The sequence below is a fragment of the Sulfurimonas sp. genome (assembly GCF_026988655.1).
Classification (GTDB): Bacteria; Campylobacterota; Campylobacteria; order Campylobacterales; family Sulfurimonadaceae; genus Sulfurimonas.
Window position 1 is genome coordinate 1 of sequence record NZ_JALSKT010000045.1, and the last position, 26246, is coordinate 26246.

At 33.3% G+C, this 26246-nt stretch carries 29 protein-coding genes; 14 read left to right on the plus strand and 15 right to left on the minus strand.

All coding sequences use genetic code 11. The features are described 5' to 3' along the window. The 6 genes from MV052_RS04360 to MV052_RS04385 all read right to left on the minus strand — a co-directional run. Positions 1–264, minus strand: a 264-nt coding sequence (locus MV052_RS04360; protein WP_297441327.1) for an NERD domain-containing protein, incomplete at its 3' end; no start/stop codon positions are given. A 42-nt stretch (positions 265–306) separates the two neighbouring features. Continuing rightward, a complete protein-coding gene (locus MV052_RS04365) occupies positions 307–591 on the minus strand; it encodes an HU family DNA-binding protein (protein ID WP_297441329.1) in 285 nt (94 codons plus the stop codon). 83 nt (positions 592–674) lie between these two features. Continuing rightward, positions 675–908, minus strand: a complete 234-nt coding sequence (locus MV052_RS04370) for a hypothetical protein (RefSeq protein ID WP_297441331.1) — start codon at positions 906–908, stop codon at positions 675–677. 3 nt (positions 909–911) lie between these two features. Then, entirely contained in the window at positions 912–1151 is a 240-nt protein-coding gene (locus MV052_RS04375) for an XRE family transcriptional regulator (protein ID WP_297441333.1), read from the minus strand. Positions 1152–1333: 182 nt separating this feature from the next. Further along, a complete protein-coding gene (locus MV052_RS04380; RefSeq protein WP_297441335.1) occupies positions 1334–3004 on the minus strand; it encodes a hypothetical protein in 1671 nt (556 codons plus the stop codon). A gap of 3 nt (positions 3005–3007) precedes the next feature. Next, positions 3008–3694, minus strand: coding sequence for a hypothetical protein (locus MV052_RS04385; RefSeq protein WP_297441337.1), 687 nt, complete (start codon positions 3692–3694; stop codon positions 3008–3010). Positions 3695–3805: 111 nt separating this feature from the next. Between MV052_RS04385 and fbaA the strand changes: the two genes are divergently transcribed. Continuing rightward, positions 3806–4885 carry a class II fructose-bisphosphate aldolase gene (gene fbaA, locus MV052_RS04390; RefSeq protein ID WP_297441339.1) on the plus strand — a complete coding sequence of 360 codons (1080 nt, stop codon included), beginning with the start codon at positions 3806–3808 and terminating at the stop codon, positions 4883–4885. A 14-nt stretch (positions 4886–4899) separates the two neighbouring features. Here the strand turns inward: fbaA and MV052_RS04395 are convergent, their stop codons facing one another. Beyond that, positions 4900–5247 carry a hypothetical protein gene (locus tag MV052_RS04395; protein ID WP_297441341.1) on the minus strand — a complete coding sequence of 116 codons (348 nt, stop codon included), beginning with the start codon at positions 5245–5247 and terminating at the stop codon, positions 4900–4902. Between the two features lie 57 nt (positions 5248–5304). Here MV052_RS04395 and cmoA point away from each other — a divergent pair, with 57 nt between their 5' ends. Then, complete coding sequence (cmoA, locus tag MV052_RS04400) at positions 5305–6012, plus strand: carboxy-S-adenosyl-L-methionine synthase CmoA (RefSeq protein WP_297441343.1); 708 nt, start codon at positions 5305–5307, stop codon at positions 6010–6012. A gap of 16 nt (positions 6013–6028) precedes the next feature. Here cmoA and MV052_RS04405 read toward each other — a convergent pair whose 3' ends face one another. Beyond that, positions 6029–6247 carry a hypothetical protein gene (locus tag MV052_RS04405; RefSeq protein ID WP_366089119.1) on the minus strand — a complete coding sequence of 73 codons (219 nt, stop codon included), beginning with the start codon at positions 6245–6247 and terminating at the stop codon, positions 6029–6031. Between the two features lie 24 nt (positions 6248–6271). Next, positions 6272–6913, minus strand: a complete 642-nt coding sequence (nth, locus tag MV052_RS04410; protein WP_297441347.1) for an endonuclease III — start codon at positions 6911–6913, stop codon at positions 6272–6274. A gap of 88 nt (positions 6914–7001) precedes the next feature. Here nth and MV052_RS04415 point away from each other — a divergent pair, with 88 nt between their 5' ends. Together MV052_RS04415 and MV052_RS04420 are read left to right on the plus strand one after the other, a co-directional pair. Then, complete coding sequence (locus MV052_RS04415; protein ID WP_297441349.1) at positions 7002–7832, plus strand: peptidyl-prolyl cis-trans isomerase; 831 nt, start codon at positions 7002–7004, stop codon at positions 7830–7832. A gap of 3 nt (positions 7833–7835) precedes the next feature. Next, complete coding sequence (locus MV052_RS04420; RefSeq protein ID WP_297441351.1) at positions 7836–8690, plus strand: pyridoxal-phosphate dependent enzyme; 855 nt, start codon at positions 7836–7838, stop codon at positions 8688–8690. On the opposite strand, the gene MV052_RS04425 is transcribed toward MV052_RS04420, so the two are convergent. Beyond that, positions 8683–9360: a nitroreductase gene (locus MV052_RS04425; RefSeq protein WP_297441354.1), complete on the minus strand. Its 678-nt coding sequence runs from the start codon at positions 9358–9360 to the stop codon at positions 8683–8685. The genes MV052_RS04420 and MV052_RS04425 overlap by 8 nt on opposite strands. Positions 9361–9528: 168 nt before the next feature. On the opposite strand from MV052_RS04425, the gene MV052_RS04430 reads away from it, so the two are divergent. Further along, positions 9529–12105 carry an AAA family ATPase gene (locus MV052_RS04430; protein WP_297441355.1) on the plus strand — a complete coding sequence of 859 codons (2577 nt, stop codon included), beginning with the start codon at positions 9529–9531 and terminating at the stop codon, positions 12103–12105. A gap of 6 nt (positions 12106–12111) precedes the next feature. On the opposite strand, the gene MV052_RS04435 is transcribed toward MV052_RS04430, so the two are convergent. From MV052_RS04435 to MV052_RS04445, 3 genes are read right to left on the minus strand one after another with little or no spacing between them, the layout of a single operon-like run. Then, positions 12112–14130 (minus strand): GGDEF domain-containing phosphodiesterase, encoded by a 2019-nt coding sequence (locus tag MV052_RS04435; RefSeq protein WP_297441357.1) that lies wholly within the window; start codon positions 14128–14130, stop codon positions 12112–12114. 8 nt (positions 14131–14138) lie between these two features. Continuing rightward, complete coding sequence (locus MV052_RS04440; RefSeq protein ID WP_297441359.1) at positions 14139–15584, minus strand: DUF3373 family protein; 1446 nt, start codon at positions 15582–15584, stop codon at positions 14139–14141. 2 nt (positions 15585–15586) lie between these two features. Next, positions 15587–15859 (minus strand): hypothetical protein, encoded by a 273-nt coding sequence (locus MV052_RS04445; protein ID WP_297441361.1) that lies wholly within the window; start codon positions 15857–15859, stop codon positions 15587–15589. A gap of 110 nt (positions 15860–15969) precedes the next feature. On the opposite strand from MV052_RS04445, the gene rpmH reads away from it, so the two are divergent. From rpmH to MV052_RS04485, 8 genes are read left to right on the plus strand one after another with little or no spacing between them, the layout of a single operon-like run. Continuing rightward, positions 15970–16104: a 50S ribosomal protein L34 gene (rpmH, locus tag MV052_RS04450; protein ID WP_280332161.1), complete on the plus strand. Its 135-nt coding sequence runs from the start codon at positions 15970–15972 to the stop codon at positions 16102–16104. 11 nt (positions 16105–16115) lie between these two features. Then, complete coding sequence (rnpA, locus tag MV052_RS04455; RefSeq protein WP_297441480.1) at positions 16116–16430, plus strand: ribonuclease P protein component; 315 nt, start codon at positions 16116–16118, stop codon at positions 16428–16430. After that, positions 16387–16734: a membrane protein insertion efficiency factor YidD gene (yidD, locus tag MV052_RS04460; protein WP_297441482.1), complete on the plus strand. Its 348-nt coding sequence runs from the start codon at positions 16387–16389 to the stop codon at positions 16732–16734. Before rnpA ends, yidD begins: the two co-directional genes overlap by 44 nt. Positions 16735–16737: 3 nt before the next feature. Beyond that, positions 16738–18339 carry a membrane protein insertase YidC gene (gene yidC, locus MV052_RS04465; protein WP_297441365.1) on the plus strand — a complete coding sequence of 534 codons (1602 nt, stop codon included), beginning with the start codon at positions 16738–16740 and terminating at the stop codon, positions 18337–18339. 3 nt (positions 18340–18342) lie between these two features. Further along, complete coding sequence (locus MV052_RS04470; protein ID WP_297441367.1) at positions 18343–19278, plus strand: Jag N-terminal domain-containing protein; 936 nt, start codon at positions 18343–18345, stop codon at positions 19276–19278. Between the two features lie 11 nt (positions 19279–19289). After that, positions 19290–20627, plus strand: a complete 1338-nt coding sequence (gene mnmE / locus MV052_RS04475; protein ID WP_297441369.1) for a tRNA uridine-5-carboxymethylaminomethyl(34) synthesis GTPase MnmE — start codon at positions 19290–19292, stop codon at positions 20625–20627. Next, positions 20627–21016 (plus strand): Holliday junction resolvase RuvX, encoded by a 390-nt coding sequence (gene ruvX, locus MV052_RS04480; RefSeq protein WP_297441371.1) that lies wholly within the window; start codon positions 20627–20629, stop codon positions 21014–21016. The genes mnmE and ruvX overlap by 1 nt, the downstream gene beginning before the upstream one ends. A 30-nt stretch (positions 21017–21046) precedes the next feature. Continuing rightward, the gene (locus MV052_RS04485) at positions 21047–23563 is read left to right on the plus strand and encodes an EAL domain-containing protein (protein WP_297441373.1); all 2517 of its coding nucleotides are present in this window, start codon (positions 21047–21049) and stop codon (positions 23561–23563) included. 1 nt (position 23564) lies between these two features. Here MV052_RS04485 and MV052_RS04490 read toward each other — a convergent pair whose 3' ends face one another. Together MV052_RS04490 and MV052_RS04495 are read right to left on the minus strand one after the other, a co-directional pair. After that, entirely contained in the window at positions 23565–24302 is a 738-nt protein-coding gene (locus MV052_RS04490; protein WP_297441375.1) for a hypothetical protein, read from the minus strand. Next, on the minus strand, positions 24293–24943 hold the full coding sequence (locus MV052_RS04495; protein WP_297441377.1) for a hypothetical protein: 651 nt from the start codon (positions 24941–24943) through the stop codon (positions 24293–24295). The genes MV052_RS04490 and MV052_RS04495 overlap by 10 nt, the downstream gene beginning before the upstream one ends. A 158-nt stretch (positions 24944–25101) precedes the next feature. On the opposite strand from MV052_RS04495, the gene ilvC reads away from it, so the two are divergent. Continuing rightward, a complete protein-coding gene (gene ilvC / locus MV052_RS04500) occupies positions 25102–26124 on the plus strand; it encodes a ketol-acid reductoisomerase (protein WP_297441379.1) in 1023 nt (340 codons plus the stop codon). The last annotated feature ends 122 nt before the right edge of the window (positions 26125–26246 follow it).

Consider the following 26246-nt stretch of genomic DNA (forward strand, 5'->3'; position numbering starts at 1 on the left):
TTGCTGTTTTACTTTTGTGATTGTTGCATCTTGTAAATCTTGGTAAGACCAATCTTTTACCTCAAAGAGATAGAGTCCTCGATACTCATCATAAATTACTAGAGGAATATGATAGCTTTGTTTGTGATGGTATATGCTTACATCAAAAAAGATGGTGAGATTACTATTTTCTTGTAATGTTTTAAGTGTTTGAAGAACTTTACTTTCTTCTTTTTTTATAGCTTTTTCTTGTTTAAAAAGAGAGGAAAAAAAAGTATTTTTCATTTGAGGATTAAAGTACCATCACTAAGATGATACTTCAAAGAATTATTTACCAGCTGCAACGCGGTCTTTAAGACCTTTGCCAGCTTTAAATTTAGGAACCATTTTATCTTGAGTTGTATAAGTTTTGTCAGTACCTGGTACTTTACCACTTTTACCTTTTTGTAATGCAGCTGCAAAACTACCAAAACCTACTAAAGAAACGTCTTCACCTTTTACTAATGCTTCAGTTACAGCCTCTGTAAAAGCTTTTATAGCTGTTTCAGCTTCTGTTTTAGTTTTATAATTACCTTGCTCTTGTACCAGTTCAACGAATTGCGCTTTATTCATAGATTGACCTTTTGATTAATTTTTCCCGAACTTCCATAAATAAAGTGTTTCATGAAATAATTCAGCTAAAGATACTTTATAGTTTATTTGCTTAAATTTTTCTTCTTTTTGTAGTATTGTTCTAAAAAATATGATATTTTTGTTTCTTTTAGTCCATATTTCGCCTGTTTGTAGAGGTTTATTAGCTTTTGTTTTGAATTATGATTAATAATTAAGTTAGATATTTCTTTGATTTTTTGGTACTTTTCTTCTCTTGAATGGATGGATAAAAACACATCATCCAGTCCATCTCTCTCTTTTTTTGTAAGTGCACCCATTTTTTAATCCTCAAGTTTGTTGATTTTTCTCACAGCTCTTATAATCTCTTCATCGTCTAATTGACCTAACATCTTCATAACAACGCGAGCAGCTTGTGGCTTGGCTCGACCAAGCTTCCAATCTTGATAAGTGCGCATAGATATACCAAGACTTAATGCCATCTCTTTGAGGGATATCTTTTTACCGTTATTTTTGGACTCTAAAGAGTTATGCAGAATGTTAAATAAATCATCAATTTTCATAGATAGGATTATACGAAAAATATACTTAAATACACATATAATAATATTAAAATATAGTTTTATTGTATATAAAATACTCATTAAGGTATATAAAATATGTTTATATTTATATTATATACGGTATTCCGTATATTTGATTGAGGCTTTTACTCTTAAAAAGCCAAGAAAGTTTTATGTATTTTTTATTGGATTGGGATGGATTGTTCTACAGGATGTAGGATGATAAGTTCTTCAGTGATTTCAAGATGAAAATCATTATATGCTTTATTTTTAGTTTTATATTTGATTGTGTTATCACTATCGATACTAAAGATAATGGTGTTAAGCCCTCTAAAAGCTTGTGTTATACTTATTTTTGCACTTTTGTAAGACTCTTCTATTTTTTTGATATCTTCTCGTAATGTTTGAATCTCTTTTTTTATATCTTCTACTTTATCTAGGTTGTTGAGTTTTGCTTGCGAGAGTTTGTACTTTAACTCTTCAATATTTTTTTCAATATACTCTATCTTTGTGGTAATAACGGGGACTTTTTGGTAATTTATTTCAAAAGTATTATCTTCACCACTAACGAGTTTAATCGTTATAGAGTTTGAGGCATATACTTTGAGGTTGTTTTTTACATGATTGATGGTTACATCTTGGGCATGAATTTCACCTCCAATACATGAGTCGATTATAGCGGTTGTGGCATGAACTACCCCACCTTCGAGCAAAGATATTTTAGCTTCGTGACATCTAAGTGTTCCTTTATGCCTGTTTATTGTTGCAAATTTTGCGATTTGTTTTGAGTCTTGATGTGTTGCACCTTTTACTTCAAGGTTAACAGCCTCAAGTCGACTTTTTGCACCAACAAAACCATCTACATGAATAGTCTCAGAGACTAAATCAACACCTTCTTTTATGCTGTCACGACTAGCATCTTCTTGTGAAATAATGACTTCAATATTGTTATGGAGTTCTTTGTCTATTATCTCTTTATTTCTTGAAATCTCATTGAGTCTTATTTTATTATCTACTCTAAGAGATTTGCCATCATAATAAATATACCCCTTAACTTTACTATAATAATCTTTGTAATTTTCATCTTCTTCAATTCTAATTGAATTTAAATCTACTACTGCGTTTAAGTCGTTAATATTATGTGAATATTCATTATCTATAAGTTCACCAAAGGCAGTTAAACCTTTTTTGCCAAAAAGAGGCTTTTGATATCTAACAAGTAGTTCATTTTTCTCAACTTCTAAGAGTTCATTTTTTTGTTCTTTTTCTTGGAAAAGGAGTGTGAGTTCACTCTTTCTTGCGATAAGAGGTTCAATCCCACTAAAAAGAGGTATAGCTACTCTTTTTACAAACTTTTGGGCATAAATATACTTGACTAAAATTTTAAGCGTCTTTTTCATCTCATCATCAAAAATGTTAATAAGAATTTTATGAGATACTTTGATCTTATTGAATTCTTTAAAGAGAATTTTAAGTAGATCTATAGGCTTATAATTCTTGTAAGATATCTTTGAAGTAGGATAGAGAATAAGTTTTGGATGTGTGTAATACTCAGAAAAATTAATGTTGTAGTTTAAGTCAATATCTTGCTTTTTTTTTGCTGCGACTTCAATGGTATAGTTTTGTTTGAATGATATATTTTCATTAATTATTTTGTCTTTATTCAAAATCTTTTGCAAAATTTCTTTTGTATAGAGTTCATACTCTTGATTTGCATTACTTTTGAGGTAAGTATCTAGCTTGATTATGGAAAAGTCACACTCTGTAGAGGGTATTAGATTCTCCTCTTCATACTGTTTTAGCGCTTGTGTGACATTATGTGTTATAAAAGTTTTTGTTTGGATTTTACTCATTAATTAGTACTCGAGTAAATCAGAATAGTCATATTTTGCAAAATTGAGGTAGAGTTTTCCATTTTGTTTGATGATACGTATATCACTATTGTAAACAGCTAAAAATCTCTTTTTGATTATTTTTCTTTGATAAGGCTCAAGCTCAAGAGTTTTAAGGTACTCTTTTAGTTCAACAATCTCATCAACAAGTTCAACATCTCTTGTCTCTTCGTGACTTTGTTTAATAGGTTCTACATCATGAACTGTTGGATTGCTCTTTTGTGCTAATAGTTTTGTATTTACAAGCTCTAAAACCATTTTAAGTTGCTCATCTTTGGCAGAGTAAACTTTTTCAATTTTTTGCATTTCATCACGAAGCATCTGCTCTTTATCATCTATAAGCTTGTCGATTTTTGCTTCTAATTGCACTATTTTTTCTTTGAGTTGTCTGTTCTCTTTTTGGTAAAGAGCCAGGACCATGGCAACAGTTGTTTTTGCTTTTGCTGGTGGGGTTTGCTTGGGCTCTCTTGCTTGCTCTATGTTTTGTTTTATCTGTTCTTTTTGTTCTGTGTTTAATGAAGCACGGGTGACGATTATATATGTTACACCATTTTCTATAATATAGTTGAGTTTTTTTGTACGAAGTTTTGACGCTATCATCTCTTTGGACATTTTAAATTGTTTTGAATATTCATCAATTGTTAGTCTCATTGCATTCCTTTAACTATTAATTGCATTATTATTAAGAGAATATTAGCATAAAGTTCTTTTAAATAAACTATGTAATATAATGGCTAAATTTAATTTTTTTAGGGATATGCTATGAGTAAAGGTGTTTTAGATATTGTTAAACCTGGTGTTTTGTTCGGTGATGATGTTCGTAAAGTATATGAACATGCTAAAGAGGTTGGTTTTGCTATACCTGCTGTAAATGTTGTGAATACTGATTCTATCAATGGTGTCTTAGAAGCAGCTGCGAAAGCTAACTCTCCTGTAATTATACAGTTTAGTAATGGTGGAGCATCATTTTATGCTGGAAAAGGTTTAAGCAACGATAGTGAAAAAGCAGCGATCATCGGTGCAGTTGCAGGTGCAATTCATACGCATATGATGGCTGAAGCGTATGGTGTTGCTGTTATACTTCATACGGACCACGCGTCTAAAAAATTGCTTCCATGGATAAATGCACTGTTAGAGACAGGTGAGAGTTATTATAAAACTCAAGGGAAACCTCTTTTCTCATCTCACATGTTAGATCTTTCAGAAGAACCTATTGAAGAAAACATTGGTGTTTGTAAAGCATATTTAGAACGAATGTCAAAAATTGGCATGAGTATTGAGATTGAGCTTGGTGTTACTGGTGGAGAAGAAGATGGGGTAGATAATACTAACATTGATAACGCTTTATTATACACACAACCCGAGGAAGTAGCATTAGCATATAAAGAGTTGAGTGAAATCTCTCCAAACTTTACAATCGCTGCTTCTTTTGGAAATGTACATGGTGTTTATAAACCAGGTAATGTACAACTTACTCCAAAGATTCTTGATAATTCTCAAGAATATATTGCCAAAGAATTTAACACAAAAGAAAAACCAGTAAACTTTGTTTTTCACGGTGGTTCAGGTTCTTTGCCTTCAGAGATATCAGAAGCTATAAGCTATGGTGTTATCAAAATGAATATTGATACAGATACACAATGGGCGACATGGAACGGTGTTCGCCAATATGTTACAAAGTATCATGATTATCTGCAAGCTCAAATCGGAAATCCTGAGGGTGATGATAAACCAAATAAAAAATACTACGACCCAAGAAAATGGCTTCGTGCAGGTCAAGAAGGTCTTGTGCAAAGAGTTATACAAGCATTTAAAGACTTAAATGCAATGGATAGAAACTAAAACTTCACTATGTTCTAAGTATTTAAATCTTTATGAACATCCTTGATACTTTGTGTATGAGGATGTTTAAGATAGTGGATATTGAGAAGTTGTCTTAGTTTATTCTCATTAAATCTCCAAAAATGTTCTATATCAAAGTTTTCATGTCCTTTGACTTTATCATGGAGCTCTTTTTCGTTGAGTTCCCCATCACTCTCTTTGATAACATGGAGTATTAAATCAATTAACTCATTTTGAGATTCTTGTGTTGTATCATCATCTTTGAGATGTTTATTTGGCATAAAAGCATAGAGTTTCCAAAAACTAAGTGCCATCCCGATAACAAATACAAGCATCATCCAAGTAGAAAGACTAAAATCCATAAAAATCCTTTGATTAAATTAATCCAATTATAGGCTTATTTTGATAAAATTCTATTTATGAATGATAAAGTATTTACTAAACCGATAAAAAAACAGTTTGAATTTGATGAAGAGGTCGCAGCGGTCTTTGATGATATGCTTGAGCGTAGCGTGCCTTTTTATAAAGACTCTCAAAAGATTACAGAATTTTTTGCACTGAAAAATCTTCATGAAGATGGGATTTTGTATGATTTAGGCTGCTCTACGGCTACAATACTTTTAAATATTCACAGAAAACTCAAGCTAAACGCAGTGCTGATAGGGCTAGATAACTCCGAAGCGATGTTAGCTCAAGCGCAACGCAAATGTGAAGCCTATGGCGCAAATATTGAGGTATTGAATGCAGATATCTTAGAGTATGACTACAAACTAGCAGATGTGTTCATCAGTAACTATACATTACAGTTTATTCGACCATTGGTACGTGAAGAACTTGTTAAAAAAATCGCAGTATCTTTAAAAAAAGAGGGTGTCTTTATCTTTAGTGAAAAAGTAATATCACATCATGCAAAACTCAATAAAGAGTTAATAGAGTGTTATTATGATTTTAAAAAAGAGCAGGGCTATTCTGAGTATGAGATTATGCAAAAAAGAGAAGCTTTAGAAAATGTTTTAGTACCTTATAGTGAAGAAGAAAATATAAAAATGGCACTTAATGCAGGTTTTTCACATTGTGAAGTTATTTTCCGCTGGTCAAATTTCGCAACCTTTCTAGCGATAAAATAAAGGACTTTAGTTTATTTTACCAGACATTATCATTTGATTGTGGCTCTTTCTTTTTAAATGCTTTTCCTAATGTTTTGTAGGTGACAATATCATCTTCGCCACACTCTTTGTGGTAATACCCTTGCATATCATAGTATTCTTTGCAATCACTGTAATATTTTGCAGAGATGCCGTGTTTGTTGACACAAGCAGTTGAAAGTAAGAGTAAAGCTATAAGCAGGGTATATTTTATCATATTTAATTGAAGCATTTTTTATACCTAAACTTTGAATGTTTCTTTTGTTTTACAAAACTCTGTTACAAAACATTTATCACATTTTGGATTTTTGGCTGTGCAGATATAGCGTCCAAAAAGAACCATAGCTTGATGCAGTACATGTAAATCTGTTTTAAATTTTTTGACTAAGGTTGCTTCTGTTGCTATGGCTGTTTTATCATCACTTAAACCGAGTCTATGTGCAACACGAAAAACGTGAGTATCAACAGCCATAAGATTTGCACCTGTGTACTCAATCATAACAACATGAGCAGTTTTTTGCCCAACGCCTGCAAGTGTTTGCAAATCTTTTTCGTTCATCGGTATTTCGCCATCATATACTTCAACAACGCGTTTTGCCATGGCAATGATGTTTTTTGCCTTATTGTTAAAAAATGAGCAACTCTTTAGTAGTTCTTTGACATCTTCAAGATCAGCCTCTGCCAAATCTTTTGGTGTAGGATACTTTTGAAAAACTGCTGGTGTGATGAGGTTTACTCTTTTGTCTGTACATTGTGCTGAGAGTGCGACGGCTATCACTAGCTCATAGGCATTTGTGTACGTGAGTTCAGTAACTGCATCACTGTACTTTTGCACAAATATCTCTTTAAGTGCTTGTATTTCTTTTTTAGTTGCTTTTTTCATAAGTGTATTTTAGCAAAAATTGTTTCTGTTTAATATCTATTAGTTTATAAATATTAAACTTCTTTCAATTAATCTACAAGGAACTAGAATGAATAAAGTTACAATGTTACTATCTGCTTTGTTATTGACAAGCTCAATGGCCTCTGCTAAGACATTAGTCAGTGTAAATGGAAAGGCTATCACTCAAGAAGATGTTGACACTGAGTTAATGAGTGCTACACAAGGAAGACTGAACCAAATTCCAGCTGATAGACAAGAAGCTTTTAGAAAACAAGTTCTACAAAACTTGATTGGTAAAGAACTTATTTATGATGATGCAAAAAAATCAGGTATCATAAACTCACAAGAGTACAAAAGAGAGTTCAAAAAACTTGAAGATAGAATGAAAAAAGAGCTCGCTGTACAAGTTTGGCAAAAAAAACTTCTTGAAAATATCAAAATTTCTGAGAAAGATTTAAAAGATTATTACAAGAAAAATAAAGATGAGTTTAATGAAAAAGAGAGTGTTCATGCTCGCCACATTTTAGTAAAAACTGAAGATGAAGCAAAAAAAATCATTGCACAACTCAAAGGTTTAAGTGGAGAAAAATTAAAAGCAAAATTCATAGAACTAGCGAAGAAAGAGTCAACTGGACCTAGTGGACCAAAAGGTGGAGATTTAGGTTATTTTACGAAAGGACAAATGGTTCCTGCTTTTAATGACAAAGTATTCTCTATGAAAAAAGGTCAAGTAACCAAAGAACCGGTCAAAACACAATTTGGTTACCATGTTATCTATGTTGAAGATACAAAACCGGCTATGACTAGAAAATTTGATGAAGTAAAAGCATTTATTGAACAACGTTTAAAAATGGAAAAATTCAAAACTGTCATTAAAGAAAAAATGGATAAATTACAAAAAAAAGCAGTAATTAAGTAAGCAATGCAAAGCTCTTCTATCTCTAAAATCTCTTTAGACGGTAGGGAGTTTCTTGTTAAACGTGATGATTTGATAGACCCTTATCTTGCGGGTAATAAGTACAGAAAACTCTACACACTTTTAAAGACTCCAAACGCAGCATATCATACTATTATCTCTTATGGTGGAACACAGTCTAATGCCATGCTTGCCATCGCTGCAATGTGTCAAAAAAAAGGCTGGAAATTCCTTTATTATTCAAAAAAGATGAGTCAAACACTCAAAACAAACCCAAATGGTAATTACTCTTTAGCTTTATCGCTTGGTATGGAGCATTGTGAGATTGAAGATGAATTTTATAAAGAGTTTATTGCTTCACTGCGTTTAAGTATGGATGAAAAAACATGCATTATAGACCAAGGTGGTGCAGATGCACAAGCAAGGGAAGGGCTAGAAGTGTTGGCACAAGAGATAAGAGAACAAAAGCCAGATGTTAGTGCTTTAGCTACTCCATCAGGTACGGGAACAACAGCACTGTTTTTAGCTTTATCTCTTCCTGAGTATAAAATTTATACTATCCCATGCATTGGTGATGCTACTTACTTAAAAGAACAGATGCGCTCTCTTGCAACCATACCGAACAATCTTATAATTCTCGAACCAAAAAAGAAATACCATTTTGCAAAACCATATAAAGATTTTCTAGATATATATAAAAAATTACAAAATACAGGAATTGAGTTTGATTTACTCTATGCTTCATCAATGTGGCAGGAGTTGTTAGCTCAAACTGATGAAAATATTATGTATATTCATAGTGGGGGAGTGAGTGGTAATGAGAGTATGTTAAAAAGATACTCTCAAAAAAACATTAGATAAAAGTTACACTCTCTTGAAGTGAAACTTTTTGTGGTTGGTAGGTATTAATTTTAGCATCTTTATCAGCATAGCCTAAAACTATGCTATATAATAGTGCAAGATTTTCAGGTACTTCAAGTTCTTTAGCTATAACTTTTCCAAACTCAGTTGTTGAACCTTGAGGACAGCTGTCAACTCCAAAATCTTGCGCAGCGAGCATGATACTTTGCATATAAGCACCACAGTCTATAAAAGCACCTTGTGCTTCATCTATATTTGCTTTATCTGTAAAAACAAATATTACAGTTTGTGCGCCAAACCATCTAAAGTTATCTTTCCACATTTGGATTCTGGTTTCATTGTCTTTTCTGTCAACGCCCATAAGTTTATAAAGCCCAGCGCCGGTTACGATTCTACGTTTTTTATATGGATTGACCCATTTAACAGGATAGTATTGAATGAACTGATCATGTTCAATACCAGCATCCATTTTTTCAATAATTGCATCACCAATTTTTTTAAGCATCGCAGGGTCTGATACAGCATAAGTTACCCATGGTTGCATATTTGCACCACTTGGTGTTTTTCCTGCAGCTTCAAGTATTTTTTCTTGAATATCTCTTGGAACTGGTTTATTTAAGTAAGCTCTTTTTGATGAACGATTGTTTAAAGCATTTATGACTGATGACATTAGCTATCCTACTAATTTTTTGTAATTATAGTAAAAGTCTAATTATAAACATATAAAATATTGACAAAGCTTTGCTTAGAAAGATATAATCATTATGCGACTAAAGTAGCAAAATAAAGTTTTAAAAAACAATATACTACGGCAATAAAAAAAAGAAAAGGATTTGAAATGAATAATATTTTTGAGAAATTAACACACAATATGACTGAATCGATTGAGAGTGCGCTATCGTTGGCATTGCACAACAAAAACCAAGAAGTGGCACCTGTACACTTTTTATGGGCACTTTTAACAAATTCAGATTCTGTACTGAACCAAATGTTCAATAAAATGGGGATAGATAAAGTAGCTATGGAGCTTGACATCAAAAGTCTTGCAGAAAAGTTACCAAAATCTTCTAATGTAACAAAAGAGAGTATTAAACTCTCACAAGATTTTATAAGAACACTAGAAAATGGTGTTGGGCTTATGACTAAAAATGGGGATTCGTATTTAGCAGTAGACACTTACATCTTGGCTAACTTAAATACTGAACCTTTCTCTACAATTTTACCAAAATATGTAGATGTTATGGCGCTCACAAAAGAGCTTGAAACTGCGCGTGGAGGTTCAAAGATTGACTCACAAACTGCAGATGAAACGCTAGAATCTTTATCTAAATATGGTATAGATTTAACAAAAGAAGCTGTAGAGGGGAAATTGGCTCCGGTAATTGGACGTGATGAAGAGATATCTAGAACGATGCAGATTCTTATCCGTAAAACAAAAAACAATCCAATGCTTTTAGGTGAGCCTGGGGTTGGTAAAACGGCATTAGTTGAAGGTCTTGCACAAAGAATTCAAAGTGGAAATGTACCAACTTCACTACAAAACAAACGTGTTATAGCGCTTGATATGTCTGCATTGATTGCCGGTGCAAAATATCGTGGTGAGTTTGAGGATAGACTTAAAGCTGTTATTGATGAAGTAAAAGAGAGTGGAAATATCATTCTTTTTATTGATGAAATTCACACTATTGTTGGAGCTGGTGCATCTGAGGGTTCTATGGATGCTGCAAATATTTTAAAACCTGCGCTTGCACGTGGTGAGTTGCATACTATTGGTGCAACAACACTGAAAGAGTACAGAAAGTACTTTGAAAAAGATGCTGCGCTGCAACGTCGTTTCTTACCTATTAGTGTTGATGAGCCAACAGTAAATCAATCACTGCAAATATTGCGTGGAATAAAAGAGCGTCTTGAGGCACACCATAATGTAAGTATTGTAGATAGTGCTTTGGTTGCTGCTGCAAAACTCTCTGATAGATATATTGCAGATAGATTCTTACCAGATAAAGCGATTGACCTTATTGATGAGGCGGCGGCTGAACTGAAAATGCAAATTGAGTCTGAGCCAAATGAACTGAGTGCTGCAAAACGTAAACTCTCAGAGTTAATGGTAGAAAAAGAAGCACTCAAAATGGAGAAAACTCCATCAAATGAGAAACGTCTTGAGGAGATAGAAAAAGAACTTGCTGATGTAGAAGAGAAAGTAAGAAAATTAGAGTCGCAATTTCAAACTGAAAAAGAAGTATTTGAGAAAATTTCTTCAATTAAGGGCGAGATTGAACAAAAACGTCGTGAAGCAGAGATGGCAAAATCGCGTTCAGAATTTAACCGTGCTGCTGAGATAGAATATGGTGAAATTCCAAAACTTATTGAACAAGAAAAAGAGCTTAACGAACAATGGGACAGAATGCAAGAAGCTGGAACACTCCTTAAAAATAGTGTTGATGAAGATTCTATCGCTTCTATTGTTAGTAGATGGACAGGAATTCCAGTCAATAAAATGCTTCAAAGCGACAAAGATAAAATTTTAAATGTTGAGGATGAACTGAACAAAACCGTTGTTGGACAAGGACAAGCTACACATGCTGTTGCTCGTGCAATTAAGCGTAATAAAGCGGGTCTGAGTGATAAAAATAGACCGATAGGTAGTTTCTTATTTTTAGGACCAACTGGTGTTGGTAAAACACAAACGGCTAAAACTTTGGCAAAGTTCTTGTTTGACTCTGAAGAAGCTCTAATACGAATTGATATGAGTGAGTATATGGAGAAACATGCTGTGTCTCGTTTAGTTGGTGCAGCACCTGGATATGTAGGGTATGAAGAGGGCGGACAACTTACAGAAGCTGTAAGAAGAAAACCATACTCAGTTGTACTTTTTGATGAGGTAGAAAAAGCGCATCCAGATGTTTTCAATATGCTCCTTCAAGTCCTAGATGATGGACGTTTGACAGACAACAAAGGTGTAACGGTTGATTTTAGCAATACTATCATTATCCTTACATCAAATATTGCAAGTGATAAGATTATTACTCATGCTGGAAGTCCTGAACTTGAAAGTATGGTTATGGGTGAGCTAAAACAAGCGTTTAAACCTGAGTTCTTGAACAGACTTGACGATGTTGTTATCTTTAATGCACTTGGACAAGAGCAAATTAAAGGAATTGTTGACATCTTCTTTAGTGAAATTTCTAATAAAGTTAAAGAAAGAGATATAGAACTTAGCTTGAGCGAAGAAGCTAAAACATATATTGCAGAGGCTGGATTTGACCCTGTTTATGGAGCTCGTCCACTCAAACGTGCTTTGTATGAAATCGTTGAAGATCGCTTAGCTGACCTTATCTTAGAAGGTGTAGTTAAAGAAGGTTCTCGTGTTGAGTTTACTATAGTAAATGGTGAAGTGGAAGTAAATGTTTCTTAAGAACTTTTAACTTCCTAACTGCTCCTCAATGCTTAAAGGTTTACCAAGATGGTAACCTTGAGCATAATCTACTCCTAACTCTCTTACCGTATCTAAAATCTCTTGTGAAGCAACAAACTCAGCAATCGTTTTAACATGAAGTCTTTTTGCTAAATCCACAATAGTTTTGACCATGATTTTTGAGTATTCATCTTTGTCAACTTTTGAAATAAGCGTCGCATCTATCTTGATATAATCAATAGGTAAACGCAGTGCATGTGAAAAATTAGAGTAACCACTCCCAAAATCATCAAGTGCTATTTTTATATTATAAGATTTAACTTTTTTACAAAACGCTTCAACATCATTATAGTTTTGAAAATCTTCTGTCTCGAGTAGTTCTATGGTGAGTAGATGATTGTACTCAAAACTATCGAGTGTTGTGAAGAGATATTCCATTGTTTTGACATTGAGCATATCAGCGAGAGACATATTTAAAGAGATAGGTATTTGATGTTTTTGGATTACTGAGAGTGTATTTTTGATAACTTGATGTGATATATCACTATAGAGTCTATGTGCTTTGGCTACATTTAAAAACTTGAAAGGAGAAATAATTTTTCCGGCTTGGTCTTTTAATCTCACGAGTGATTCATACTTTGTGGGTTTTGATTCATCTTGTATAGGAATAATTGGCTGAAAATAAGAGAGAATTCCATTGTATTTGAGAGCAAATTCTATTTTTTTACGACATTTAATGTCTTCTTTATGTTGTTGTTCAAGGTTTTTGTCTTCATCAAAAAAAGCTAGCTGTATATTTCTCTTTTTGGCATCTCTTAATGCCATATCAGCGTAAGCAAGCATCTTATCTTCATTCGCAGTTGCAATTCCTGCGCTCATGGAAAATTTAAATGTTTTGTCATCATAAGAAAAGATATAATTTTTGTACTTTTCTATAATGTTTTCAATGATTTGAGTAAATACCTTCTTGTCTGTATTGATATTTTGGATGCAAACTATAGCAAATTCATCTCCACCTATGTGGTAGATGAGTAAAGGAAGATCCTTTATCATATTTTCTAAAAACTCTCCTGTTAATCGAAGTGCAACATTTCCGGTATCTTCACCATATATATCATTAAAAGATTGAAACTTATCAATGTTTAAAAGTGCCATATACATAAAATTGTAGGATTTGATGTCTTCGAGTAGCTTGTTACGATTGTGTAGCCCACTGATAGGATTTGTGTAGATTTTTTTATGAAGTTCTGATGAGACTTTGTTTACTTCTTCTTCAAGGTTTTGATTATAAGAGAGAAGTTTTTTTTGTGCATTTTTAAGCTCAGTCTCTGCAACTAAAGCACGTTGTAGCTGCGTTTGAAGATTAGTTTGAAGTGAATGAAGCTTAAATATTGCTAATAAAATCATAATACTTGAGAGAATAAATGAAAAGATGAGTATATAAGAGCTTTCTTGGTTTATTTTTTTAAGATTATATATTTTTTGATATATATCTGCATTTGCTAGTTCCATAAGTGTAAGCGTTTCTTGTGCAAACTTATTTGTCATGTTGTTAAAGCCATAGAGAGCATCTTGTATATCTATAGTATCGTTTGCTCTAATAGCGTCAATCAAAGAATCTCTGACAAGCTTGTAAGCTTTTAACCTGTTCTTTATAGTATGGAGTGTTTTTACAAAGCGCATTGAAAGATGACTATTAAGCTGTGCATATTGACTTAGTTTTTTAACACTGTTGGATATCTCGCGATTAATATTTTTATTTATAAGTATAGGTTTGGCTATTGTTTCTGATATATCGCTAAAAACAATATGCTTGAGTAAAATAGTTTGAAGTATTTGTGCCTGATCATTTTTGATGGCATAATTGAGCTTATTTGCATAAAAGTTTATTTTGATTTGATTTCTATCGAGTACTTTGAGCACTTTTGAATTATTATTTATATTATTGTAACTTATAAAGAGGGCTGATATAAGGAGTATAAGCCCCATAATAAGTGAGATATATATTTTGTACTGAATCTTCATTAATGAACCTAAAACCTTGCTTCAATGCTTAAACTTAGGATGTTTTGCGTTGCATCCTTTTTAGCAGGTTCACCAAAGTGCCAACCGCTACCAGTGTAGTTTTCATCTATACGCATATATCCGAGTTTTGTGTTTAAATATTTATGGAACTTCCACGTCCCATACACTTCAAACGCAGTTCCTCTAATAGCTAACTTGTTAAAGGTGTCTTCTGCTCCTTGTGTTGCACTAAACCAGTATTTACTTCCATAATTAAATTCTAAACCGAGATTAAACGCAGTGTTTATATCATATTTTGTGCCTAAAAACACAGAGTAGCCATTTTGAGAGAGGAGTGTTCCACTTGCATAATCAGCTTCTGTAAAACCTGCATTCTCATCTGCAGTTAAGCCTTCTCCATCGACATATTGTGTAATTTTATAGTCATCTGTATTGCCATTTGCATGTGGGTTGGAAAGAGCTGTGTGGATAAAAAATGTTGTATCAGAATTCGCAAACTTTTCTATGTCAATACCAAGACCAAATGTTGCTATCGTTCCTAAGTTGTGTGAATTGTCAGCTGAGACATCAGGTCCAAGATAAGGATGTGCTCTAAAGTCATTGAGTATATTGACACCAAATGACGCCAGCGCTTTGCCGTAAAAGTTAAATTTTGTATCTGCATACAAACCTATAATATTGGCATTGTCAATATTTTCTCTATTACACTGATAAGGGTAAAAATTTGCTCGAAGTGTATACGCTTTTGCTAAAACTACTCTTGCATAAGTATTTTGAGAAAATTTTTGTGTTGCTAACATTCCATAGGTATTCATATTAAAAACTAAGGCAGGAAAGAGTGCATTACGCTTTTTATTTTGTGCATACTGCATTGGAGTTCCAGCTGTCGTTGGTAAAAGACCAAAAGAAAATGTCAGAGGCGTGCTGGATTTACTATTGAGAGTATAGTCAACATAAGCTCTGTCAACATCAAAAGCACTACTTGCAGTTCCATTTTTGATATCTCTTGAGAGAATACAAAGGCGTTCATTTGATTGTGATGAAGTCATATAAAGCATGCGACCATAAAATTTGATATCTTTAAACTTTGCATTCATATTGAGTCGAAAACGAATAGAACTTGCGACCTGAAAGCGTTTATGAAACTCATCACGTCTTTGTTCAGATGCAGGATTGCCATCAACCGTTGTATTTTCTCCCTCTATAGATCTGTTTTTGTAGCCAAGTTTATCAAAGCGTAACAAGAACTCAGGAGAAAAGTTTACTTTGTCTAGGATAGATTTTCTTTCAACTCTTTCAAGAATATCTATATTTTCATCTATACTTTCTTGATGTACTTTGGATAATTGTAATAAATAATTGACTTTCTCTTGAAGTTCTATAATCTTGAGATCATTGTTATCAGTTGCGAAGAGTAATAAAGGAAATGCTGCTAACAAAAAAGTTTTTTTCATTATTATAATCCTGGGACAATGGGCTGATCAGAATCAGCTGCATGTTTAATAAGATACTCTTTGAGTTTGTTTCTCGTTTGAAGGGGAAGTTCGTTGAGTTTGTATCGTCTTAAGTGTCTTTGTGAGGAGAATACTCTTTCCCATTGTACTGTTGCTTTTTGACCGCCAAAAAGATGTAATCTTTTTGCGACTTCAGCAATATCTTCAGCAAAAAGGTTTTGAGATAACAATGAAATGAGCATAATTTTTGTGATATATTTCAGAGTTGTCTCCATATTTCTTTTTAGTAGTAAAATTATAACATATTTTATTTTACAACCTTAACCAAACTTTAAGTAAAACTTTTGTATAATTGCGCTCTTAAATTACATAAGGATATGTCAATATGAAAAGAACATACCAACCACATAATACGCCGAGAAAAAGAACACATGGTTTTAGAGCTAGAATGGCTACTAAAAATGGTCGCAACATAATTAATCGTCGTCGTGCTAAAGGTCGTAAAAAATTGTCAGTATAGGCGGATTTGACATAGTTAAAACTCATAAAGAGTTTAGTTATGTCTACAACAAAGGAAAAAACCAACACTCTAGTAGTGTTGTACTTTTTTTTCTTCCTCAATCTGGAGTTCACAAAGTAGGTTTTACTGCCACCAAAAAACTTGGAAATGCAGTGAGACGAAATCGTGCGAAGCGTCGCCTTCGTGCAGTTTTTTGTGAGTATTCTCCCTCTCTTAAAAATGGTATCTACATATTTGTAGCAAAAGTAGGATTATTCGATGCTTCTTCTGAAAAACTACACAATGATTTTAAAAAGGTTCTCTCACGTGCGAAAACTTTTGCTTAAACTTTTGTGGCTTTATCAGAAATTTTTTACACTTATTGGGTATGGGTCGTGTCGTTATTACCCAACTTGTAGTGAATTTGCGCGGATTAATTTTGAAAACAATTCACTTTCAAGTGCTTTTTACCACTCTTTGACTAGAATACTACGATGTAATCAACTTTTTGATGGCGGCATAGAATATCCACTCCTTGATAAACTCTGTGTAAAACCCGCAAAATTAGACGTTGATTCTATTAAATATTGGTTGGTTCCAAATAAAAAAAACCGTTATCACATTATAAAAAATTTTTCATATAAAGGGTAGTTTGTGTTAGACAAAATGTCACCAAATCAAAGATTAATGGTAGCAGTACTGTTATCTGTAATATTTTTCGTAGCTTATACAGCGATATTTCCACCGGTAGAACAAGAGGTAGCAGATAATGCTAAAGTAAACAATGTAACAACTCAGGCTGATACAAAAACAGTTTCTCAAAAAGTCGAAGAAGCATCAGGTCATGCAGTTTCCCAACAAGAAAAACTTGCAACAACCGCATCAAGTGAAATTGTTACAGTTAAAAATAAAAACTTTATTTTAAAGATAGATACACTGGGTAGAATCTCTTCAAAAGAACTTTTAGAAGAGAAGTTTAGAAATGATGAAAACCTTCATGCTCAGGTTATTCCTGCATTTGGAACAAAGCCACTTTATATTAGATTTGCTGATGATGCAATTAACGATGAAGCGATAAAAGTTCCATATACTGCAAGTGTTCGTGAGGTGACTTTGGGTGATTCTCCTATTACAGTCACTTTAACACAAAAACTTTCAAAACTCACAGTAGTAAAAACATTAACTTTTTATGCAGATGGGCATTATGATGCAGTTATTACAACAAGTAGTGATGCAAGATATTATGTTTATGTAGGTGACAGACCACAGGTTTCAAAAAAACTGATGGCAGTTGCCGGAGCGATGGTCTATACTGGAGATGATGTTGCACATATTATTGAAGATGGTGATGCCGAGGGTAGACAAGTATTTCAAGATGTGAAGTTAGCATCTTCATTTGATCAGTACACAGCAATTATGCTTTATGGATTTAAACCAGACACAAATGTCATCGTAGAACGTGGAAAAGATGATAATCCAGTGGTTTATTTTGAAGCAAATAAAGAAGAGTCAATTCATGGATATATTGGTCCCAAAGAGCATAAAGTTCTAAAGGCTATTGATCCTATATTGACAAATGCCATAGAGTATGGATGGTTTACATTTGCTGCAAAACCTCTTTTTGCTCTTCTTTCATGGTTGCATAGCATCTTTGGAAACTGGGGTTGGGCAATCATTGCACTTACTGCTATTATACGACTTGTATTATATCCTTTGACATACAAAGGTATGGTTTCTATGCAAAAAATGAAAGAGCTTGCGCCTAAGCTCAAAGAACTAAAAGAGAAATATAAAAAAGATCCGCAACGTATGAATGCGGCAACAATGGAAATGTATAAAAAACACGGAGCAAATCCACTCGGTGGATGTCTTCCAATGCTTTTACAAATTCCAGTCTTTTTTGCGCTCTATCGTACACTGCTAAACGCAGTAGAGCTTCAAGGTGCTCCATGGATTCTTTGGATAGATGACCTCTCTCGTATGGACCCGTATTATGTATTGCCAATTTTAATGGGTGCTTCAATGTTCTTACAACAACGTATGACACCTAATAATTTTACAGATCCAATGCAAGAAAAAGTATTTAAGTATCTTCCTGTGATATTTACATTTTTCTTTGTAACTTTTCCATCTGGACTTGTTCTTTATTGGTTTGTAAACAACCTTTTCTCAATCGCACAACAATACATAGTAAATCAGCAATTTAAAAATGCTAAAGATTTACAAGCTGTTGTAGAAAAAAAGAGTGAGAAATAAAAAATGGTAAAAATAGAAGCAATAACTTTAGAAGAGGCATTTAATGATGCAGCAAGTTCTTTAGAATGCTCTGTTACAGAGCTTGCTATCGAAATTGTTCAAGTTCCAAGCAGTGGTTTTTTAGGCTTTTTTAAAAAAAATGCCATTATTGTTGCTACTGTGAAAAAAGATATTTCACCAATTGAAAAGCCAAAAGAAGATGAAGCTTTTAAAGACGAAAGTTTTACAAAAGAGCCTATAAAAGAAGTAAAAGAAGAATCTAAAGAAGTCAAAGAAGAGCCTAAAGAACTTCAAGAAGAGGTTCCATCAAAACCCTCTCAGCAAGTTTTCAATGATACAATCATGCCTGCATCTTTTGTGAGTGATCAAGATGAAGATGAACTAGAAGAGGACTTGGCAAGTGGACTTGCTTATACTGCTGATTATGATGATGCCTATGATGATGTTGAGGAAGAGGTACTTGCTCCTAGTTTAGATATGGATGCAATTGTTAAAGAAGTTGATGAAGAAATAAACAAACTTTTTAAACTTATCTGTTTTAAAATTGATAAAATAGATGTTAAAGTATATGATAGTGAAACACTTCTAATAGAGTTTAAAGGTGAAGATGCTGCTCTACTTATAGGTAAAGAAGGGTATCGTTATAAAGCACTCTCATATATGATTTTTAATTGGATTAACACAAAATATAATCTGCAACTGCGTTTAGAAATAGCAGAATTTTTGAAAAATCAAGAAGAGTCAATTTCTCGCTATCTAACAACAGTATATGAAAATATAGAAAAAGATGGAAGAGCACAAACTAAAATTCTTGATGGTGTTTTAGTCCAAATTGCACTCAAAGAACTACGTAATAAATATTCTGATAAATATGTTGTTATCCGCTCTACGAAAGATGGACTGAAATATATCATTGTTAATGATTACCACAACCATTAGGTCTTAGTGTTATGACTGATACTATTACCGCTGTCTCAACGGCCAATGGCGTTGGCTCAATCGCCATTGTGAGACTCAGTGGTAGCAAAGCACTCCATATTGCTACACAAATCACGAAAAAAGAAAACTTCAAACCACGCTACGCAACTTTATCAGATATATATAATGCAGAAGATGAATTGATAGATGAGTCAATTGTTATTTATTTTAAGGGGCCACACTCTTTTACTGCAGAAGATGTTGTCGAGATTCAATGTCATGGCGGTTACATAGTTGCACAGAGTATACTTAAAGCTACAGTGGATGCAGGTGCAAGATTAGCGAATGCTGGGGAGTTCTCTAAAAGAGCTTTTTTTAATGGAAGAATAGATCTCAGTGAAGCAGAAGCTATTTCACAGCTTATTGAAGCAAGAAGTGAAGATGCAGCGAAAATACTTGCAGCGCAGATGAAAGGTTCTTTAAAAGAATTTATCGAAGAAGTTCGGGATGAAATGATACATATTTTGGCATATAGTGAAGTGACTATTGATTATGCTGAAGAAGATTTACCTGAAGATATTGTCTTGCAAATGAAAGAAAAACTTGAAAAATTACATAAGCTTTTAACTAAAACACTTGTAGCTTCAGAGTCAAGACAAGGACTTATGCAAGGTTTTCGTGTGGCGATCATTGGAAAACCTAATGTTGGAAAAAGTTCCCTTCTAAATGCTCTACTCAATTATAACCGTGCTATTGTGAGTGCTATAGCAGGAACAACTCGTGACACTATTGAAGAACAGATAAAAATAGGTACGCATTTGATTCGCATAGTAGATACAGCGGGAATTAGAGAAGCTGATGATGAGATAGAACGTATAGGAATTAAACGCAGTATAGAAGCTGTAAATGAAAGTGATATTGTTGTTGCTTTATTTGATGCTTCACGTCCTTTTGATGATGAGGACAGACAAATACTTGAACTTTTAGAAGTAAATGCAAAAAATAAAGAGAAAATTCTTATTAAAAATAAAATAGATTTAGATCTGAAATTTAAAGAGCCATCCATTACCTTTGATTTAGAGCTTGATACAAAAGATGATGTTTCAGCATTAATTCAAAAGCTTGAAAATATTATGAACAAAAGTAACGCAAGTGCAGAAGTGATGCTCATCTCACAAAGGCAAATTTCTGCTGTAGTCTCTGCTATAAAAAATATAGAAGAAGCGTATGAGCCATTGGATGATCAAGAACTTGAAATATTCTCTTTTCATTTAGGTGAGGCCATTAAAGCAATGGCTAGCATTACAAGACCTTTTGAAAATGATGAAATGTTGGATAAAATGTTTGGTTCATTTTGTCTGGGAAAATAATGAAATATATAGCTATTGACCTGGGTTTGAAACGTATTGGTATTGCATATTCTGCACATAAAGATATAGTAACACCTCTCCCCGCAGTGATAAGAAAAAATCGCAATCAAGCTTCCCTTGAAGTTAAAAAGATACTACAAGAGTGGGAAGCTGACGCTGTTGTGATCGGTGTGCCATTAGGTGGAAGCAGTGAAGATGAGATGAAGCGTCGCATAGCGCATTTTATGAATCTTGTGAATTTTGATGGTCAAATATATTATCAGGATGAAGCAGGAAGTTCACTAGAAGCACAAAACCGTATGAAGGGTGAAATAAAATATATTCGTGATGGTCGTATAGATTCTATCTCAGCGATGATAATTTTAGAAAGATATTTATATACTCAATAAGATTAAAGCTTTAATCTAATACAATCTCTTATGACTAATTTTACTATTTCTTTTTCTAATATTAATGAACTTGATGTCATAATCGATGTTAAAGATTCTAAAGAGCTTCTTATTCAGGTGTTTTGTGCACGTGCAGACTTCTTGGAAATACAAAAAATTCAACACTACCTTAAATCACGATTTTCAAACGCAGTCATTGTAGGTGTGACAACTGATGGCGTATTAGAAAATGATAAGATATATGTTAATACAAAAAGTGTAGTGACTTTTACACAGTTTTCACATACAACTTTGCACTCTTGTTTGGTTGAGCATGATGGCAGCTTTGAGATGAGTTATAACTCTGGTGTAAAACTTACTCAGAAAATACTGAGGGATAATACAAAAGCAATTATGACTTTTGCTGATGGTTTGCATACAAATGGGGAAGAGTATTTAGATGGCATAAGTAGTGTGAAGGCTGATCTAATAGTTTCTGGTGGTTTAGCAGGTGACAATGGCGAGCTAAAACAGACTTATATTTTTGATGCAAATAAGATTAGTGAATGTGGAGCCGTTGGTGTTTCACTCAATAGTGATAGTTTAAATGTTTATACAAAATATGCTTTTGACTGGTTACCAATAGGGAAAAAACTTACAATTACAAAAGCCGTAAAAAATCGTGTCTATGAGATAGATGGTATTCCTGCAGTAGATATTTATGCAAAATATATGGGAAAAGAATTAGCAAATCAACTACCACAAATTGGCATCGAATTCCCACTAATTTTTGAAAAAGATGGAGAGAATATTGGACGGGCAGTATTACTAAAACATAGTGATAATTCACTTACATTTGCAGGAAATTTACAAGAGGGTGACACTGTTTATTTTGGTGTTGGAAATATTGAAGCGATTTTAAAAAACAGTGACTATCATTTAGAAAAAGCCATAAATGAGATTCAATACAAACCTGAAGCAGTATTTGTTTACTCTTGCATGGCGAGACGACGTTTTATGGGTAAATATATGGTTGATGAGCTGGAAAACCTCAATCAGTTAGGGGATTTAAGTGGGTTTTTTACTTATGGTGAGTTTTTTCATACCGATGCCAAGAATGAAATGTTTAATGAAACAAGCACTCTTCTAGCTCTAAGTGAAGAACAAAAAATACTCAAGCATGAAGATATACAAACAGACTTACATCAGCATAATATTGAGATTAAGGCTGAGCATGTCGTAGCCCATTTGGCAAACGCAGTTTCAAAAGAGCTTGCTGAATTAAATGAACATCTTGAAGATCGCATAAAATATAACTCGGAGTATATTTATAGACAAGCCTATTTTGATAAGCTTACAGGCTTGCCAAATAGATTGAGTTTACTTAAAAGTATCAATGAATTAGTCGGTAAAACAATTTATCTCATTAATATTGATGACTTTGCAACTATCAATGACTTCTATGGTCATTCTACTGGAGATAAAGTACTCATCAGAATGTCAAAAGTTTTAAGAAAATTTTGCGAGAAAGAACGTCTTGAGGTATATAAACAACCCTCAGATGAATATGCTCTGATTTCTATTGAAAATCAAACAAAACAAGAAATTGAATCTGTTATAAAAAGACTTATTCTTTTCGTTGCTAAAGAAAAGTTTTATATTGATGCAAATTCAATTCATATCTCAGTTACCATTGCAGCAGCGTATTTAAATGAAACGAAAACAGGTCTGCCAAACGCAGATATGTCTTTAAAAGAGGCTAAAAGGAACAAACAGTCTTATATCATCTATGATGAAAAATTACAACTCACCCAGCAACATGAAGAAAACTTACAAATTGCAAATGAAATTAAAAGTGCTATAGCAAATGATAGAATCGTTCCCTATTTTCAGCCTATATTCAATATCCAAACAGGTGAAATTGAAAAGTATGAAGCTTTAGTTCGTTTAATAAAAGAAAATGGAGATATTTTATCACCATATTTCTTTTTAAGCATAAGTGAAAAGATAAAAATTTATTCTAAAATTACAAGAATAATGATAGATAAAACATTTGAAATATTTTCAAAAAATGGTTTAAAGTTTAGTATCAATCTTGCTTTTAGTGACATCTTAAATGAAAAAACAAGAGAGTATCTTTTTTATCAAATTGATAAATACGATATTGCCTCACAACTTACAATAGAAATTTTAGAGACACAAGAGTACTCTAATGAAGCTATTATTACAAAATTTACAAAAGATGTTAGCAAATATGGCGTTGAGATAGCAATAGATGATTTTGGAAGTGGATTTGCAAATTTTCAACATATGACAACGATTACCTCAGGTTTTATGAAGATAGACGGTTCTTTAATAAAGAATATTGATAGTGATGAAAATGCAAGATTGATAGTAGAAACTATTGTTATTTTTGCTAAAAAACTAAAGAAAAAAACTGTTGCAGAATTTGTGCATTCTCAAAAAATTTATGACATAGTCAAAGAGCTAGACATTGACTATGCACAAGGGTTTTATCTTGGTGAACCACAAGCAGAACTCGTAGAGGCTTGTACCCTTACAAAATAAGTTATTTACCTATAATATAAAGGTTGTTACTTTTGTGTGTCACTTCAGTAAAACGTTCTTTTAGCTCTCTATCAAATGTCAAAATAAAGACATTTGTATTTGTAAGTTTTGCATTTTGAAACTCTTCTAAGAGTATGTCATCAGCCACATTTTTTCCATGTTCGCATTTGATGAAATGAAAAGAGTTAAGAGTTTTTCCATAGTCATATAGGTTGGCCTCCCATTCAGCACGTTTAAGGTAGAGTGAATCAGGGTTTGCCGCCATAAAGATATGCTTATCTTGAATGTTATAAGGCTCAATGACATCATTAAAAATAGATGAAATACTTGAAAAATTTTCTATATCCCAAAAAAGATAGTTTTTGTCAGCTTTAGATTTTTGTTTTTTATTGATAAGGGTGAGTCTTTTTGTAATATTAAAACTTGTATGTGCTGTATCATTAATAAGCTCAATAGATGTTTTGAGTTTTTGTGCATCAGCTGTGTTGAAATCTAATATCTTTCCAAGTTCAATATAAAACTCCAAATTTTCCAGCTCTTTTTGTGCAGAACCTTTTTGATACTTTTTGAGTTTTGCGAGTTTTGTTTTTGAAAAAACAAGGTTAACACTCATTTTTTCATGGTTTGCATAGGCTTGCTTGGTACGAAAAAAGATATCTTTAGCTTCAGTGGTATCTGGAAAGTTTATACTTCCTCTGTACTTATGCTCAATAGATATCTTCTGTTTGTTTATAGACATTTGAAGAACTCAGCAGCTTCTTCTTCATCATCGCTGAGATTATCTTTTGCATATAATGGATCATTAGCTATAATCTCTTTAATCTTGTTTTGACAATACTCAAAAAGGATTTTTTGGGCTTGTTCATCATCGTCTAAATATCCAAGTCCACTAAACTGATACGGATCTTCTTGTTCGATACAAAGTAGCGTGCCATCACACTCATTTTCAAGAATTTCAACAAGCGTTCTATAGTTGATATTAAAGTCAGTTGCATGCCATCCTATATCTTCAAGAGCTTTGTTCGCAAACTTATCGACACCATCCCCAGTTGTATCATCATAAGAAGCACGAGGAGTATTGACTTTAATGAGTGTTTGCCAATTTGAGAAAGCCTTGATAAGTACTCTGTCATCGTCTTCAACTATTTGATAGTTACGACCAAAGATCTCTGCAAGGCTTGGTACTTTTTGAGGCATGAGTGCGCTTGTTGGCGCCGAAGTGTATTTTCCTTGGTAGATTAGTATCTCTTTGTCTGCAAAGGGAGCAAACTTAATTTCGCCTTTGATGTTGATACCAAACTCTTTAGATGTGTTTAATGCACTGAGTAGTTCTGTTTTATTCACAGTGATGATTTCGTTAAATAGATTAAATTTTTTCATATTATACCTTTTATATTTTCGATATTATACTAGGTCTCAGATTAAGTGAAAACATTTAATAGTGTGTATAAGCTAACTCTAATAAAAGTTTTACCAAAATCTTAGTATAATGCGACAAATTTTTCAAGGGATATGCTCTTGAAGCTCAAGGAAATGGAATGGCATTAAATGTTTACTATGATAAAGATACAAGTTTAGACCTAATTAGAAGCAAAAAAGTTGCAATGATTGGTTTTGGTTCTCAAGGACATGCACACGCTGAAAACTTAAGAGACAGTGGTGTTGAAGTATGTGTTGGTCTTCGTAAGAATGGTTCTTCTTGGGGTAAGGCTGAGGCAAAAGGTTTTGAAGTGCTTACAGTTGCTGAAGCTACTGCAAAATCTGATGTTATTATGATTCTTCTTCCAGATGAAGATCAAGCTAGAATATACAAAGAAGAGATAGAACCAAACTTAAACCCAGGTGATACTATTGCTTTTGGTCATGGTTTTAATATCCATTACAACAGCATTATTCCAGCAGAAGATATCAATGTTACTATGATTGCTCCAAAAGCACCTGGTCATACTGTACGTTCTGAATTTGTTCGTGGTGGTGGTATTCCTGACCTTATCGCTGTTGGAAATAACCCTAGTGGCAACACAAAAGAGTTAGCACTTTCTTACGCATCTGCTATTGGTGGTGGTCGTACGGCTATCATTGAAACAACTTTTAAAGATGAAACTGAAACTGACCTTTTTGGTGAGCAAGCAGTTCTTTGTGGTGGTGTAACATCTCTAGTTCAAGCTGGTTTTGAGACTTTAACTGAAGCTGGTTATGCTCCTGAAATGGCATACTTTGAGTGTTTACACGAACTTAAACTTATCGTTGACTTAATGTTTGAGGGTGGTATCGCTGATATGAGATACTCTATCTCTAACACTGCTGAGTATGGTGATTATGTTTCTGGTAAACGTGTTATCAACAAAGAATCAAAAGAAGCTATGAAAGAAATTCTTAAAGAGATTCAAGATGGTAGATTTGCAAAAGACTTTATCTTAGAAGGTCAAGCTGGCTATCCTCGTATGAATGCTGAGCGTAACAATGCAAAAGCATCTTTAATCGAGCAAACTGGTAATGGTCTTCGTGAAATGATGCCGTGGATATCAGCAAACAAAATCGTTAACACTGATAAAAACTAAAATAGCGACGCAACTTCTGCGTCGTTACGTTCCTTAGGTACTGTTAGTACCCTTCCTCACTAGACTCCTTGAATTTACATCACTCTTTTAGTTTTTATGGCTTTTTAGATAATTTTTTCAAA